The sequence below is a fragment of the Bradyrhizobium sp. WSM3983 genome (assembly GCF_000473045.1).
Lineage (GTDB): Bacteria > Pseudomonadota > Alphaproteobacteria > Rhizobiales > Xanthobacteraceae > Bradyrhizobium.
Genome location: NZ_AXAY01000008.1, coordinates 12,493 through 27,896, shown reverse-complemented (window position 1 = coordinate 27,896; position 15,404 = coordinate 12,493). Strand labels below are relative to the sequence as shown.

General features: G+C 65.0%; 10 protein-coding genes. 4 read left to right on the top strand and 6 right to left on the bottom strand.

Going from position 1 to position 15,404, the window contains the following annotated elements:
* Positions 1–18: 18 nt before the first annotated feature.
* Positions 19–1,173 (bottom strand): iron-containing alcohol dehydrogenase, encoded by a 1,155-nt coding sequence (locus tag YUA_RS0114620; RefSeq protein ID WP_027531372.1) that lies wholly within the window; start codon positions 1,171–1,173, stop codon positions 19–21.
* Between the two features lie 472 nt (positions 1,174–1,645).
* Between YUA_RS0114620 and YUA_RS0114615 the strand changes: the two genes are divergently transcribed.
* The 3 genes from YUA_RS0114615 (at position 1,646) to YUA_RS0114605 (ending at position 7,507) form a co-directional block, all read left to right on the top strand.
* Positions 1,646–2,875, top strand: coding sequence for an efflux RND transporter periplasmic adaptor subunit (locus YUA_RS0114615; protein ID WP_027531371.1), 1,230 nt, complete (start codon positions 1,646–1,648; stop codon positions 2,873–2,875).
* Positions 2,872–6,030 (top strand): efflux RND transporter permease subunit, encoded by a 3,159-nt coding sequence (locus YUA_RS0114610; RefSeq protein WP_027531370.1) that lies wholly within the window; start codon positions 2,872–2,874, stop codon positions 6,028–6,030. Before YUA_RS0114615 ends, YUA_RS0114610 begins: the two co-directional genes overlap by 4 nt.
* A 286-nt stretch (positions 6,031–6,316) precedes the next feature.
* Positions 6,317–7,507, top strand: coding sequence for an ABC transporter substrate-binding protein (locus tag YUA_RS0114605; protein ID WP_027531369.1), 1,191 nt, complete (start codon positions 6,317–6,319; stop codon positions 7,505–7,507).
* A gap of 176 nt (positions 7,508–7,683) precedes the next feature.
* Here the strand turns inward: YUA_RS0114605 and YUA_RS0114600 are convergent, their stop codons facing one another.
* From YUA_RS0114600 to YUA_RS0114585, 4 genes are read right to left on the bottom strand one after another with little or no spacing between them, the layout of a single operon-like run.
* Complete coding sequence (locus tag YUA_RS0114600) at positions 7,684–8,070, bottom strand: MAPEG family protein (RefSeq protein WP_027531368.1); 387 nt, start codon at positions 8,068–8,070, stop codon at positions 7,684–7,686.
* Positions 8,071–8,096: 26 nt separating this feature from the next.
* The gene (locus YUA_RS0114595) at positions 8,097–9,179 is read right to left on the bottom strand and encodes a lipocalin-like domain-containing protein (RefSeq protein ID WP_027531367.1); all 1,083 of its coding nucleotides are present in this window, start codon (positions 9,177–9,179) and stop codon (positions 8,097–8,099) included.
* Positions 9,169–11,631, bottom strand: a complete 2,463-nt coding sequence (locus YUA_RS0114590; RefSeq protein ID WP_027531366.1) for an ABC transporter permease — start codon at positions 11,629–11,631, stop codon at positions 9,169–9,171. Before YUA_RS0114590 ends, YUA_RS0114595 begins: the two co-directional genes overlap by 11 nt.
* A complete protein-coding gene (locus tag YUA_RS0114585) occupies positions 11,628–12,281 on the bottom strand; it encodes an ABC transporter ATP-binding protein (RefSeq protein ID WP_027531365.1) in 654 nt (217 codons plus the stop codon). The genes YUA_RS0114590 and YUA_RS0114585 overlap by 4 nt, the downstream gene beginning before the upstream one ends.
* Before the next feature lie 144 nt (positions 12,282–12,425).
* Here YUA_RS0114585 and YUA_RS0114580 point away from each other — a divergent pair, with 144 nt between their 5' ends.
* Positions 12,426–13,775 carry an MFS transporter gene (locus YUA_RS0114580; RefSeq protein ID WP_027531364.1) on the top strand — a complete coding sequence of 450 codons (1,350 nt, stop codon included), beginning with the start codon at positions 12,426–12,428 and terminating at the stop codon, positions 13,773–13,775.
* Positions 13,776–13,957: 182 nt separating this feature from the next.
* On the opposite strand, the gene YUA_RS0114575 is transcribed toward YUA_RS0114580, so the two are convergent.
* On the bottom strand, positions 13,958–15,169 hold the full coding sequence (locus YUA_RS0114575) for an MFS transporter (protein ID WP_027531363.1): 1,212 nt from the start codon (positions 15,167–15,169) through the stop codon (positions 13,958–13,960).
* Positions 15,170–15,404 lie beyond the last annotated feature (235 nt).

The window sequence follows — 15,404 nt, the reverse complement described above, 5'->3', positions numbered from 1 at the left end:
AGTCCTCCGGCTTGAAAATCACGCGGCGAGAAGCAGGATTTCGCGCACTTGTGCTGGGCTCTCGATCTTGCGCGGATTGCGCGGGATCCAGTTCGTGCGCATCGCCTGTTCGGCGATGGCGTCGAAATGCTCAGGCGAGACGCGCACCTCAGTGAGGCTGCGCGGCATGCCGAGCGAGCGGATGAAGGCATCGAGCACGTCGGCGGCGTTGTGACCGGGAAAACCCATGGCCGCGGCGACGATCATCTGCCGCTCGGCATTGGCGCTCGCGTTCCAACGCATCACCGCCGGCAGCATGATGCACGAGGTGTAGCCATGCGGCACGTCGAAGGCCGCGCCCAGCACATAGCCGATGCCGTGGCTCGCGCCCATCGGCACGCCGGCCGCAAGCGCGCCCATCGACAGCCAGGTGCCGATCTGGGCATCCATCCGCGCGTCGAGATCGGTGGGATCGGCCTTCACCCGCGGCAGCGCATCGGCGAGCATGGCGAGGCCCTTCACCGATTGCGCGTCGGCATAAGGGTGCGTTTCGCGCGAGCAGATCGCCTCGACGCAATGGTCGATGGCGCGGACGCCGGTGGAGAGAAACAGCCATTCCGGCGTGTGCACGGTGATGGCGGGATCGAGGATGGTCGCGCGCGGCACGGTGAGCGGATGCCGCAGCATCTGCTTCACATGCGTGTTGCGGTCGGTGACGCCTGCGATGGATGAGAACTCGCCGCCGGCAATCGTGGTCGGCACGCTGATCTGGCGCACCGTCGGCGCGGTCATCTCCGGCGCGACGCCCTTGTGCACACGGATGCGGTCGATGCCGCCGATTTCGTCGATGCCATTGGCGAGGCAAAGCTGCACCGCCTTGGCTCCGTCGGTGATCGAGCCGCCGCCCACGGTAACGATCAAATCGGCGCCGGCCTCACGCGCCGCATTGGTTGCCGCGATCACCGCCTCGCGCGGCGTGTGTGCCGGCATCGCATCGAACAGTCCGGCGCAGCGCGGGCCCAGCGCCTGGACGATTTTTGCGATTTCGTCGGTCTGCCGGTTGAGCGTGCCTGAGACCATCAGGAAGGCGCGCTGGGTTCCCAGCCGATCCATCTGCGCGACGATGGCTTCAGTCGCCGGATGGCCGAATACGACCTCCTCGATCGCGCCGTAAACGACACGTCCCTGATGCACGCCTGTCCTCCCGGACGATTCGTCTTGTTTTGTAAGGGGTAATCTAGCCGAGCCGGCCGCGTCCGTCATGTGCGAAGACGCCGGGTTTTCTCACCCTCCCCTGGAGGGGGAGGGTCGATCGCGCGCAGCGCGAGCGGGGTGGGGTGATCTCTCCAAACGGGCGGTGTTCGATGCCAAGAGACCGTCACCCCACCCCGTCTCACATTTCGCTTGCGCTCAATGCGAGCCGACCCTCCCCCTCCAGGGGAGGGTGGCGAGCGCCGCTCCTTCATCGCCAAGCTTGGGCCGACGTGCACCAGGCTCCGCGAGCGTCCGGCCCTCCCGCCCTGTCAACCCGCCATCCGGCCAGGGCACTCTCTTGAGCATTGCGCGTGATGTAGTCTTGAAGAGTTCATTATCGCCACCCATCTTGTGGCGCCCGCGGGTACGGGCGTACCCTGCATTTTCCGCGGCTTTTATGCGAGGACCTGGGATGACTGGACCGGACGGAAGCGAGCAATTTGTCAAAACGCACGATTTCGTCCAGCCCCGGCCTTACGCCATAGCCGGCCTTCTCGCAGCCGCGTTCGCGCTCACCGGTTGCGGACAACCGGCCTCGCAAGCGGCCGCGCCGCCTCCTCCCCCGGTGACCGTTGCGCAGCCGGTCAAGCGCACCGTCACCGATTGGGACGAGTACACCGGCCGGTTCGAGGCGGTCGAGGAGGTGCAGGTCCGCCCCCGCGTCGGCGGCTTCGTCAACTCTGTCGAGTTCCAGGACGGCGCGATCGTGCATCAGGGCGACCTGCTCTATGTGATCGACCCGCGCCCGTTCGAGGCGGTGGCCGAGCAGGCGGACGGCCAGCTCTCCGACGCCCGTGCCAAGGTGGAGCTCGCCAAGCGCGAGCTCGATCGCGGCCTGAACCTGGTCCAGACCAGCGCGGTGTCCGAGCAGGTCGTCGACCAGCGCCGCCAGGCCCTGCAGGCCGCGCACGCCGCCGAGACCCAGGCCGAGGGCGCACTGAAGGCCGCCCGGCTCAATATCGAGTTCACCCATGTGACCGCTCCGCTCACCGGCCGCGTCAGCCGCCATCTCGTCAGCCCCGGTAACCTGGTGCAAGGCAGCGACACCGGCACCTCGACCCTGTTGACCTCGATCGTCTCGCTCGATCCGATCTACGTCTATTTCGACATGGATGAGACGACCTTCATCAAATACAGCAAGCTCTGGTTCGAAGGTAAGCGCCCGAGCTCGCGCGACACCGCGAACCCCGTGCAGGTGACGCTGGCCGGCGAAACCAAGCCGTCGCATGACGGCGCCATCAACTTCCTCGACAACCGCCTCGATGTCTCCACCGGCACGTTGCGCAGCCGCGCCGTGGTCAAGAACACCGATCTGTCGATCCTGCCCGGCCAGTTCGGCCGCGTCCGTCTGATCGGCAGTGCGCCGTACGAGGCGCTGCTGATCCCTGACGTTGCCGTCGCGACCGACCAGTCGCGCAAGATCGTCTTCGTGGTGAAGCCGGATGACACCGTCGAGGCGCGTCCCGTGGTGCTGGGGCCACTCGATGACGGCCTGCGCGTGATCCGCGAAGGGCTGAAGGCCGAGGACCGCGTCATCGTCAACGGCATCCAGCGCGCCCGCGTCGGCGCCAAGGTTAACCCGTCTCCCGCGCAAGCGCCGGCCGGTGCCAAGGCTGGTGCCAAGGCTGGTGACAAGTCATGAATCTTGGCCGTCTCTCCATCAACCAGCCCATCCTGGCGATGGTGCTGTCGATCGTGCTCCTGATCGTCGGTGCGCTCGCCTACTCGACGCTGCCGATCTCCGAATACCCGCAGGTGGTGCCGCCGACCGTCGTCGTCACCACGCAATATCCCGGCGCCTCGGCGCAAACCGTGTCCGACACCGTGGCCGCTCCGATCGAGCAGCAGATCAACGGCGTCGAGGACATGCTGTATCTCTACAGCCAGGCGACCTCGAACGGCCAGCTCACCATCACCGTCACCTTCAAGCTGGGCACCGATCTCGACAAGGCCCAGGTGCTGGTCCAGAACCGCGTCGCGATCGCGCAGCCGCAGCTGCCGGACGAGGTGCAACGCAATGGCGTCGTCACCCGCAAGAACTCGCCCGACATTTTGATGGTCGTGTTCATGCTGTCGCCCGACGACACGTTCGACCAGCTCTACATCTCCAACTACGCGCTGCTCCAGGTCCGCGACCAGCTATTGCGCATCGACGGCGTCGGCGACATCCAGATCTTTGGTGCACGCGACTATTCGATGCGGCTCTGGCTCGATCCCGACCGCATCGCCAATCTTGGCCTGACCTCGACCGAGGTGTTGGCCGCGATCCGCGCCCAGAACGTGCAGATCGCGGGCGGCCAGATCGCGGAGCCGCCGATCGCCGACCGCGCCTTCCAGCCGAACCTGGTTTTCACAGGGCGGTTGAAAGACCAGAGGCAGTTCGAGGACATCCTGATCAAGGCCGGCTCCGACGGCCGCACGGTGCGCCTGCGCGACGTTGCCCGGATCGAGCTCGGTGCGCTCGCCTACTCCACCAACAGCTTCCTGCTGCGCAAATCGGCGGTCGCCATGTTGGTGACGCAGCGGCCGGGATCGAATGCGCTCGCGACGGCGAAAAACATCTCCGACACCATGACGAAGCTCAAGGAGAGCTTTCCGAAGGGGCTCGACTACAATATCGGCTACAACCCGACCGAGTTCATCGCGCAGTCCGTTCACGAGCTGATCAAGACCATCTACGAGGCCATGCTGCTCGTGGTCGTCGTCGTGCTGGTGTTCCTGCAGGGCTGGCGGCCCGCGATCATCCCGATCATCGCAATTCCAGTGTCGCTGGTTGGCACCTTCGCGGTGATGGCGGCGCTCGGCTTCTCCATCAACAATCTCACGCTGTTCGGGCTCGTGCTTGCCGTCGGCATCGTCGTCGACGACGCCATCGTCGTGGTCGAGAATGTCGAGCGGCATCTTGAGCACGGCCTCAGTCGGCGCGACGCTGCGCTGAAGACGATGGAGGAGGTCGGCGGCGCGCTGGTCTCGATTGCGCTCGTGCTCTGTGCGGTGTTCGTGCCGACGGCGTTCCTGGGTGGCATATCCGGGCAATTTTTCCAGCAATTCGCTGTCACGATCGCGGTCGCGACCGCGATCTCTTGCTTCTGCTCGCTCACGCTGTCGCCGGCACTGGCCTCGCAGATCCTCACCCCCCATGAGGAGAAGCGGCCGCCCGCCGCCTGGAATCTGATCGCACGCGGTTGGAGCGCCTTCACCGGCGCCTTCAACCGTGTGTTTGAGCGGTTGGCGCATGGCTATGCCGGCGTCGCCAATTTCGTGATCCGGCATTCGGTGGTGATGATCCTGATCTATGTCGTGCTGATCGGCAGCGCCGGCTGGCTGATCGGGACCACGTCGCAGGGCTTCATTCCGGCGCAGGATCGCGGCTACGTCATCATCTCCGTGCAATTGCCGGGCGCCGCATCGCTGGCGCGGACCACCGAGGTCGTGCGCGAGATCGAGCGGATCTCGCTGGATACTCCGGGTATCGTCCGCGTCGCGGCGTTCGCCGGCTTCTCAGGTGCCACACGCACCCAGGCCGGCAATGCGGCGGCGCTGTTCCCGGTATTCGATGAGCCTGAAGTCCGGCTGAAGAAGGGGCTGACCGCGAATGCCATCACCGCGGAGCTGCGCAAGCGGTTGTTGGCAATCCAGGGTGCTTTCATCATCGTCATCCCGCCACCGGCCGTGCCCGGCATTGGCACCGGCGGCGGCTTCACCATCCGCATCCAGGATCGCCAAGGCCGCGGGCCGGATCTGCTGGCATCGGCGACCGACGAGCTCGTCGCGGCTGCGCGAAAATCGCCGAGCCTCACTTCGGTGTTCTCGCCGTTCTCGGCCAACACGCCGCAGCTGTTCGTCGACATCGACCGCACCAAGGCGCAGAAGCTCGGCGTGCCCATCGCCAACATCAACGACACGATCCAGACCTATTTCGGATCGACCTATGTCAACGACTTCAACCTGTTCGGCCGCACCTATCACGTCACTGCGCAGGCAGATTTCCCGTTCCGCAAAGAGCCCAGCGATCTCGCGCGGCTGCGCACGCGCAACGCCTCCGGCGACATGGTGATGCTCGGCAGCGTGGTCGACTTCAGGGATGTCTCGGGCCCCGACCGCGTCGCGCGCTATAATCTCTACGCGGCGTCCGAACTCCAGGGTGAGCCGGCGCCAGGCACGAGCTCGACCACCGCGCTCAACACCATCAAGAAGCTCGCCGACGACACCTTGCCGAGCGGGTTCACCTTCGAATGGACGGATCTGTCCTATCAGCAAGTTACCGGCGGCAATGCCGGCCTCTACATCTTCCCGATCTGCGTGCTGTTCGTCTATCTCGTGCTCGCCGCGCAATATGGCAGCTGGACCTTGCCGTTCGCGGTGATCCTGATCGTGCCGATGTGCCTACTCGCCGCCACCATCGGCGTGCGCATCATGGGGCAGGATGTCAACATTCTTACCCAGATCGGCTTCGTCGTGCTGGTGGGGTTAGCGGCGAAAAACGCGATCCTCATCGTCGAGTTCGCACGCGACATCGAGAAGGAAGGCAAGCCGCGGCTGGAGGCCGTGATCGAGGCGTGCCGATTGCGACTGCGACCGATCCTGATGACGTCCTTCGCCTTCATCCTCGGCGTGCTGCCGCTGGTGATCTCGTCCGGCTCCGGCTCGGAGATGCGTCAAGCCGTCGGCGTTGCCGTGTTCTTCGGCATGATCGGCGTCACCTTGTTCGGCCTGCTGTTCACGCCGATCTTCTATGTGGTGGTGCGGAATCTCGCGGAAGGGCGGAACGAGAAGAAGCCGGAGGGGGTGGCTTAACGCTGCCTCTGTGACCAAAAGTGTATGAACGCCCCCCAGTGTCGTCCCGGCGAAGGCCGGGACCCATAACCACAGGGAGCGGTTTGGTGCGAAGCCGGCGACCACGAGTCTTCGCAAAACCTCTCCCTGTGGTTATGGGTCCCGGATCTGCGCTTCGCTTGTCCGGGACGACACCGTTTGTTTGATGCGCCCATACTAACGGCCTACGCAAAATGAATGGGCAGGCGCGCCGTTCTTCACTACACTCCGCGCGATTTCAAAACAGAACACTGCTGGGAGTTAAAAGATGAAATCAGCACTTTTGGCCGCTGTCGCAACGTCGGCTCTGTTGCTGGCCGCGCCGGCCTCCGCGCAAGGCGTCAAAATCGGTATCCTGAACGATCAGTCCGGCGTCTATGCCGATTACGGCGGCAAGTACTCCGTCGAAGCGGCCAAGATGGCGATCGAGGATTTCGGCGGCGAGGTGCTCGGCCAGAAGATCGAGATGATCACCGCCGATCACCAGAACAAGCCCGATCTGGCCACCTCCATCGCGCGGCGCTGGTATGACGCCGACAATGTCGACATGATCACGGAGCTGACGACGTCGTCGGTGGCGCTCGCCGTTCAGGACCTGTCGAAGGAAAAGAAGAAGATCGACATCGTGGTGGGCGCGGCCACGTCGAGCATCACCGGTTCTGCGTGCTCGCCCTATGGCTTTCACTGGGCGTTCGACACCCACGCGCTCGCGGTCGGCACCGGCGGTGCGCTGACCAAGGCCGGCGGCGACAGCTGGTTCTTCCTCACCGCGGACTACGCCTTCGGCTATGCGCTGGAAAAGGACACCAGCGAGATCGTCACCGCCAGTGGCGGCAAGGTGCTGGGATCGGTCCGCGTGCCGCTCAATTCGTCCGACTTCTCCTCCTTCCTGCTGCAGGCGCAGAGCTCGAAGGCGAAGATCGTCGGCCTCGCCAATGCCGGCCAGGACACCACCAACTCGATCAAGCAGGCGGCCGAATTCGGCATCGTGCAGGGCGGTCAGAAGCTCGCTGGTCTTCTGATGACGATCGCCGAGGTCAACGGTCTGGGCTTGCAGGCGGCGCAGGGCCTGGTGCTGACGGAAGGCTTCTATTGGGATCAGAACGACACGACGCGCGCCTTCTCCGAGCGCTTCTTCAAGCGCACCGGCCGGATGCCGAGCATGATCCACGCCGGCACCTATTCGGCGACGCTGAGCTACCTGAAGGCGGTGAAAGCTGCCGGCACCAAGGACTCTGAGGCCGTCGCCAAGAAGCTGAAGGAGTTGCCGGTCGACGACGCCTTCGCCAAGGGCAAGGTGCTCGAGAACGGCCGCATGGTCCACGATATGTATCTGTTCGAGGTCAAGAAGCCCTCGGAATCGAAGAAGCCGTGGGACTATTACAAGCAGCTCGCAGTGGTCCCCGGCGACAAGGCGTTCTTCACGGCCAAAGAAAGCGGCTGCCCGCTGACGAAGTGAGGCGACGGAGCTTCAACAAACACAATGTCGTCCTGGCGAAAGCCAGGACCCATTACCCCGATAGCTAATTGTTGCGGCAGGTCGGAGCCACCATCCTGATCCATAACCGCGCCCTGTGGTTATGGGTCCTGGCTTTCGCCAGGACGACACGGAGTGTTTAGCCGCAGTTCGGCCCCTCACACCAACCGCAACACCACCGCCCCCAACGCCCCCGCCCACAGCGCGATGGCTGCCACGCCCTGGATCGCAAACCCCGGGCCGCGCTTGGCGGCCGCCTGCGAATAGCCGATGAAATAGACGATGCGGCCGATGATCCAGACCGCGCCGATGCCGGCCGCGATCGCATCGCTGATATAGATCGCGAACAGCCAGAGCGACGGCAGGAAGATCGGCATCCATTCCAGCGTGTTCATCTGGATCCGGAAGGCGCGCTCGAAATCCGGATGGCCCGACATCGCCGGCACCTTGACGCCGGTCTTGGTCCGTGACCGCGAGACGTTGATGCAGGTGAAGAAGAAAAACAGGATAGCGAGCAGCGTGACGAGCGCGGTCAGATGGTACATCGAAGCCTCCGGCAGTCGGATGCAGCTCAATAGCCGGTCAGCTCGAGATAGCCAACACCGTCATGCGTGCCGGCAAAGCTGATCGGTCCCTCCCAATAGGAGAAGCCGGTGCCCATCCACGCCTTCGGATTGAGCGGCTTGCAGGAAATCGAGAACGAACGCGACGGGATCGCGATCTGCCACTCCAACGGCAGCTTGCGTCCAGCAACCTCCGTCGTTGCCTTCGGACTCATCTGGATATCGCCACCTGCGATCATCTGCGTGTCGCCGTTGCCGCTGATCCAGTTGCCGAACGGATAATCCTTGCCGTCCTTCTGGCGCAGCCGGTACAGCATCAGCTTGTCGCCGGAGGAAAGATGCAGCGACAGCCAATCCCAGCCGGTCTGGTCGGCGTCGAGCGGCTGGCTGCTCCATTCCCGATCCATCCAGGCCTGGCCGGACACATCGACCGGCTTGTCGTCGATGGTGAGCGTGCCGCGCGCGCGATAGAATGGCTGGCTGTAATAGTAGGACGCTTGTCCGCGTTCGGATTTGCGGCTGTAGCCGCCATCCCCCTGCAAGACGATAGGGCGATCCGCCTCAAGCGTCAGTGCGTAGCTGAAATCGGTGCCGGACGCTTTCAGCGTGACCGGCGACAGGGTGCGATCGTCGGTGCGCTCAGAACCCTTCATCTCCCAATCGTCGATCCAGGCCGCGAACGGCTTGGCCTCGACACCGGCCTGACCGATACCGCCGCGCGAAAACAGCTCGTTGAAACGGTGCGTATCGGCGCGCGTCACCGCGGCATGTGCCATCCAGATCTGTTGATTGGCCCAGCCTTCGCCTTGCGGTCCCGGCTTGGCGGCCTGACGAAACAGCGTCCATTGCAGCCCGCAAGCCGCGCCACTGCTGTCGACGAGGTTCGCCGTCAGATACCACCATTCGATGCGAAACGCCGGATGCGGCCCGTGGTCGACGGGGAAGGTGAATGCCTTTCCCGGCGTGACCTTCGCAAAGCCGTCGGCGGTCTCGCCAAGCCCGGCATAGCCTTGCGCATGTGCGCGGCGTGCGAGCGCGAGCGCGGCGATGCCGCCCGCAAAGGCGCGCCGCGAGAGTTTGTCAGCGCTCATTGGCAAACACCTTGACGAGGCTCGCCGGCTGCATCCGCGCCAGCCGCAAGACGGGCAGCAACGCGGCGAAAAGCGAGGCGATCAGCGCGACCGCGACCAGCTCGACCAGTTGCAGCGGAAACACATGGAACGGCAGCCGCCAGCCGAACGCCTTCACGTTGACGATCGCGATCAGGCACCACGCCACCAACAGCCCGAGCGGCACGGCCAGCAGCGACGTGAATAGCGCAACCGCCAGCGTCTTGGTCAGCTCGATCGCGGCAAGGCGCGGCCGCGGGATGCCGATCGCCCAGAGCGGCGCGAGCTGCGGCAGCCGCGAGTTCGCCAGCGTCAGCAGGCTGGTCAAAAGCGCGATGCCGGCGACGCCGAGCGTGAACGCATTCAGCGCCGACGTCACCGCAAAGGTGCGGTTGAAGATGCGGATCGATTCGGCCCTCACCGTCGCCTGGTCGGCCACGGCGCGGTCGTCGAGCGCGAATTGCTTCTGCAAGGCCGCAATCAAGCCGGGGATCTTGTCGCGCAGGACGATCAGCCCGATCCGCGTCTGCGGCGTTTGCGGAAATTGCCGGATCAGCGCCGCGACGTTGACTGCCAGCTGCCCCTTGGGGTTGCCGTAATCGGCATAGATACCGACGATGTCGAGCTCCCAGGTCCCGCCCGGCGCCGGCACCTCGATGACGTCGCCGACGCCGACGTTGAGGCGGCGGCTCAGCTGCTCGCTGATGAAGGCGGCATTGCCGGGCACCAACTGGGTCCAGGCGCGCGGCGCGGTCTCCAGCAGCGGCCAGCGTTCGCGATAGAGCGCGTGATCGGGCAGGCCGAGCAATTCCACCGGCTGGCCCTGCACTTGAGTCTCCGCGCGTCCGCCCGAGAGGATCGCCTGAACTTCGCTGCGGTCCTTCAGCCAGTTGCGGATCGCGATCGCCTCCGCGTTGTCTGAGGCACTGATGTAGACGTCGGCGGCGAGCCGTCCATTGAGCCAGCCGACAAAGGTGCTGCTGAACGTTTCCACCATGGTCGACACCCCGACATTGACGGCAAGCGCGAGCAAGAGCGCCATCAGGGCCAGCGACAAGCCGGAGAGCTGCTGCCGGCTGTCGGCCCAGAACCACAGCGCCAGCGGCCCGCGTGCAAAACGCTGGCCCGCGAGCAGGAGGATATCGAGGAAGGCTGGCAGGATCAGAGCCGCGCCGAGCATCAGCGCCGCCAGCACGCCAAAACCCGCGATCAGTGATTGTCCGTATTGGAGCAGCAGCAGCGCGACCGCGAACACGATGCAGGCTGTAGCGCTTTGCAAAATGAGCCAGCGGCGCTGTCGTTGCTGCCAGGCCCCCGGCTGCGCGGTCGCCAGCACCGGCATCCGGACAGCCTTGATCAGGCTGGTCGCAGCCGCCACGATCGCACCCGTAACGCTGATGCCGATCCCGGCAAGCCACCACTCAGGCCTTAGCGTGAGCTGCCCTGGAATTTGCGCGCCATAGAGCCCGCGCAGCGACGCCGCGACATCGGGCAGCAGCGCGCCCGCGATGACATAGCCACAGACGAGCCCGATCAGGCCCGCGACCAGTGCCAGCGCCACCAGCTCGACCACCAGCACGCTGTTGACCAGCCGCGCCGAGGCGCCACAGGCGCGCAAGGTGCGGAGCATCGGCAGCCGCTGCTCGAAGGCGAGGCCGACGGCCGAGTTGACGATGAAGAGGCCGACGAAGAACGACAGCAGGCCGAAGGCGGTGAGGTTGAGATGGAAACTGTCGGTCAGTCGCTCCAGCTCCGTCTCCGCACTCGGCTCGATCCGCTGCAACTGGTCGCCGACGACGCTTGCGAGTTGCGCGGGCTTGCCCTTGGCTTTTCCGATCAGCAGACGCGACAACTGATCCGGCTTGTTCAGGAGCCGCTGCGCCACGCCGATATCGACCACCAGCACGTCGGCCACGAGCTGGGGCTGCACACGTAGCGGCGGCAGCTTGGCGCCGCTGCTGATCGACGGCGTCGCGCCCTCGGGCTCGTGCAAATCGCTCAGCGTCTCCCGCGCGACCAGCGTCTCGCCGGGCGCGGTGACGAAGCTGCTCAGATCCGCAGCCCCGAGGCGCGGGGCATTGCCGACGTCAGCCGGCAGCGTCACTGGCTCGATGCCGAGCAGCCGCATCGAGCGCCCGTTGATCTGAACCCGGCCTTCCAGCACCGGCGAGACCGGCCAGCCCGTACGGCGGAGTTTTATGAACAGGTCTTGAGGGAAGGTCGCCGCATTGGGTGCCACCAATGTCGCCGTGCGGACGCCGCCGAAGGTTGCCGCCGCGCGGTCATAGGCGCTGCGGGCCTGCTGGTTGATCGCCTGCACGCCGCTCCACAGCGCGGTCGCCGCGATCAGCCCAATCAGAAGCGTCGCGAACTGCATCCTGTGCCGACGCCAATGGCTGAGCAGCACCGCGAGCACCCACAGCGCGCGCCTCATGCGATCCGCCCCGCATGGAGGATGATGTGACGGTCGAGCGTGCTGGCCAGATGCAGGCTGTGCGTCACCATCAGGAAACCGCAGCCGGTGCGCGCGACCAGGTCGCGGGTCAGCGCCAGCACGTCGTCGGCGGTGGCCTCGTCGAGATTGCCGGTCGGCTCGTCCGCGAGGAGTAGCGATGGTTTTGTCGCCAGCGCCCGGCCGATCGCGACCCGCTGCTGCTGGCCGCCTGATAATTGCTCTGGATAACGCTTGAGCAGAGTGCCGAGCCCGAGCCGCTCGACCAGCTCCCTGGTCCAGGCCGCATCATGCCGGCCGGCGATCCGCGCCTGGAAGGCGAGATTGTCCGCGACCGACAGGCTCGGGATCAGGTTGAATTGCTGAAAGACCAGGCCAATCCGGTCGCGCCGCAACTGGGCGCGGCCTGCGTCCGGCAGCTTCGTGACCTCTATGTCTTCGAGCCGGATCGTGCCGCCATCCGCGGCATCGAGGCCGGCGATCAGGTGCAACAGCGTGCTCTTGCCGCTGCCGGATTCGCCGGTCAGCGCGACGCGCTCACCCGCCCTGAGGTCGAGGTCGACGCCGCGCAGCACATGGACCGGCTCGGCGGCCGAGGAGAAAGTTTTGGAGAGGTTTCGGATGCTCAGCAAGATCAATGCGCCGGACGGAATTAACTCAATGCTGCGTAGCACACTTGCCGTGGAAATGCCGGGGTTGCGTTGCCGATCAAGCCGTTGTTAGCTTCCGAGACGGCCAAATCAAAAGTGCCGAAAAAAGAACATACGGGGAGAATGATGAGCGCTCAGGGAACGCCCAGTGCGGCGGGCAGGACGGCAGGGGTGTCCCAAGGGACAGCAAACGCAACGCCAAAGGGCGCCTGGACCGTTACTTTTCTCCTCTTTCTCTTCATGGTCGTGAACTTCGCGGACAAGATCGTCGTCGGCCTCGCCGGCGTGCCGATCATGACCGACCTGAAGCTCCAGCCGGAGCAGTTCGGCCTGCTCGGGTCCTCGTTCTTCTTCCTGTTCTCGATCTCGGCGATCGTGGTCGGCTTCATCGTCAACAAGGTGGCGACGCGCTATGTGCTGCTGACCCTGGCGGTGATCTGGGCGCTGGCGCAGTTTCCGATGGTCGGCACTGTTTCCTTCACGACGCTCTTGATCTGCCGCATCGTGCTTGGCGCGGGCGAAGGCCCGGCCTTCTCGGTTGCCGCGCATGCGATCTACAAATGGTTCCCGGATGAGAAGCGCACGCTGCCGACCGCGATCCTGTCGCAGGGCTCGGCCTTCGGCGTCATCCTCGCCGTGCCCGCGCTGAACTGGGTCATCGTCAATCACTCCTGGCACTACGCCTTCGGTGCGCTCGGTGTCGTCGGCCTGATCTGGGTCTGTGCCTGGCTGGCGCTCGGCAAGGAAGGCCCGCTCGAGGACACGCGGGCACTCGCTGCCAACGAGCCGAAAATTCCCTATATCCAGCTTCTGACCTCGCGCACCTTCCTCGGCTGCGTGATCGCGACCTTCGGCGCCTATTGGGCGCTGTCGCTCGGGCTGACATGGTTCACCGCGTTCATCATCACGGGTCTCGGCTTCTCGCAGCAGCAGGCCGGCTACATCTCGATCCTGCCCTGGGTGTTCGGCGCTACCATCGTCATCCTGACGGGCTGGATCTCGCAGGTCATGATGGCGCGCGGCTACACCACGCGCATCTCGCGCGGTGTGCTCGGCTCGGTTCCGCTGATCATCGGTGGCCTGATCCTGGCGACGATGCCGCACGTTCAGGGCGCAGGCCTTCAAATCGCGCTGCTCGTGGTCGGCTCGGGTCTCTGCGGTGCGATCTATGTGGTCTGTCCGCCGATGCTCGGCGAATTCACGCCGGCTTCGCAGCGCGGCGCCATCATCGCGATCTACGGTGCGCTCTACACGCTCTCAGGCATCATCGCGCCGATGGTGATGGGCACCGTGATCCAGCGCGCCGGCAGCATGCTCAACGGCTACATGACCGGCTTCACCATCAACGCAGTGGTGATGGTCGGCTCCGGCGTCATCGGCCTGCTGCTGCTCTGGCCGAACACGGAAAAGGCCCGCCTGACGCGTGGTGCAGCTCCTCGGCAAGCCGAGCTGAAGGGCGCGGTGTCGCCGACGTAAGGAGTGGCGCGCTGCTGCCAGCTCCATGAACAGTGTCGTCCCGGCGAAGGCCGGGACCCATAACCACAGGGAGTGGTTTGGCGAAGACCCGGAGTTAACAGTTCCGCGAACAACTGCTTTTTGTGGTTATGGGTCCCGGCCTTCGCCGGGACGACGGTTGAATTGATACCGAAACCGATCGCTCAATTCGAGGCAGCTTGCGGCTTCCGCTCGGTGAACGGCGACAGTACCACGGTTGCGACCATGAAGATCACGGAGGCGCCGAACACCCAATGCGGTGCGCTCTGATCCATGATCCAGCCGAACAGCAGCGGGCTGACGATGCCGCCGAGATTGAAGCCGGTGGAGACGATGCCGAAGGCGCGACCGGCGGCGCCGGGAGGCGCGGCGTTGCGCACCAGCATGTCCCGCGACGGCGCGATCACGCCGGAGAGGAAGCCCGCGGTTGCCATCGTCGCGGTCAGCGCCCAGCCCGGGAGGGTGACCAGCGCGATCAGCAGCACGATGGCTGCATTCGCGGCAAAGCAGGCGGCGGCGACATAGCCGTGGCGCTCGGTGTGGTCGGCGAGAAAGCCGCCCGCGAGCACGCCGGCGGCGCTGGAGCCGAGGAACGCGGTCAGCGCGACGTTGGCGGTGGAGTAGGTTGCGCCATAGCCGCTCATCAGCGCCACTACGCCGAAATTGTTGATGCCGGCCACCGACAGGCTGAGCAGCATGAACAGTGCGGTCAGCGTCATCAGCGCCGGCGTGATGACGGCCTGCTTCGGCAGGTTTGCGTTGCCCGGCCTGGCCTTGTGCGCGCCGGCATCGGGAATGTTCATAACGATCAGCAGCAGCGCCACCAGCACGCCGATCGCGCCGGAGGCGATCAAAGCGCCGGCGCCGCCGGACACGGTGATCAGCGCAGCCACGATCGCCGGCGCAACGGCACCGCCAAAATAGCCGGCGAAGGTGTGGACCGAGAAGGCGCGACCCATCCGCGCCTCGTCCATGTGTTCGGCGAGGATCGCGTAATCGGCGGGATGATAGACGCTGTTGGCAAGCCCAAGCAGCACGGCGCAGGCGATCAGCGAGGCGTAGCTCAGATGCAGGCCGAGCAGGATCAGCGCCAGCCCGCCGAGCGTCAGTCCGCCCAACAGGATCTTGCGCGCGCCAAAATGGTCGACGAGATAGCCGGTCGGCGCCTGCGTCAGCCCGGAGACGACGGCCGACACGGTCAGCGCGAAGCCGAGCTCGACATAGCCGACGCCGAGCTGGCTCTTCAGGAACGGGAACAGCATCGGCAGGACCAGCAGGTGGAAATGGCTGACCCAATGCGCGATCGAGATCCCGGTTAGCGTGCGCAGCGCGCTGTCCGCCTTGCCTTGTTGCGGTGCGGCGAGAACGTCGACCATTGCAGTTCCGTTCCAGTCCCTGGAGGCGCGCAACCTATCGGGGACAGCGGTTATTTGTCCATGAACGCAGGCGCATGGCAGGTAGTGCGGGTGGGGGCTCGATGCATCCCCAACGTCGTCCTGGCGAAAGCCAGGACCCATTACCCCAGGGAATAGTTTGGCGGGGGATCGCTGTTCGGTACTACGGCCGATCACAATCGAGAGATCACGCGGTATGGGTCCCGGCCTTCGCCAG

What these genes read in the sequence shown, in the direction of transcription:
- YUA_RS0114615 (WP_027531371.1), top strand. Translation starts at nt 1,646, where the DNA reads ATGACTGGACCGGACGGAAGCGAGCAATTTGTCAAAACGCACGATTTC.
- YUA_RS0114610 (WP_027531370.1), top strand. Translation starts at nt 2,872, where the DNA reads ATGAATCTTGGCCGTCTCTCCATCAACCAGCCCATCCTGGCGATGGTG.
- YUA_RS0114605 (WP_027531369.1), top strand. Translation starts at nt 6,317, where the DNA reads ATGAAATCAGCACTTTTGGCCGCTGTCGCAACGTCGGCTCTGTTGCTG.
- YUA_RS0114600 (WP_027531368.1), bottom strand. Translation starts at nt 8,070, where the DNA reads ATGTACCATCTGACCGCGCTCGTCACGCTGCTCGCTATCCTGTTTTTC.
- YUA_RS0114595 (WP_027531367.1), bottom strand. Translation starts at nt 9,179, where the DNA reads ATGAGCGCTGACAAACTCTCGCGGCGCGCCTTTGCGGGCGGCATCGCC.
- YUA_RS0114590 (WP_027531366.1), bottom strand. Translation starts at nt 11,631, where the DNA reads ATGAGGCGCGCGCTGTGGGTGCTCGCGGTGCTGCTCAGCCATTGGCGT.
- YUA_RS0114580 (WP_027531364.1), top strand. Translation starts at nt 12,426, where the DNA reads ATGAGCGCTCAGGGAACGCCCAGTGCGGCGGGCAGGACGGCAGGGGTG.
- YUA_RS0114575 (WP_027531363.1), bottom strand. Translation starts at nt 15,169, where the DNA reads ATGGTCGACGTTCTCGCCGCACCGCAACAAGGCAAGGCGGACAGCGCG.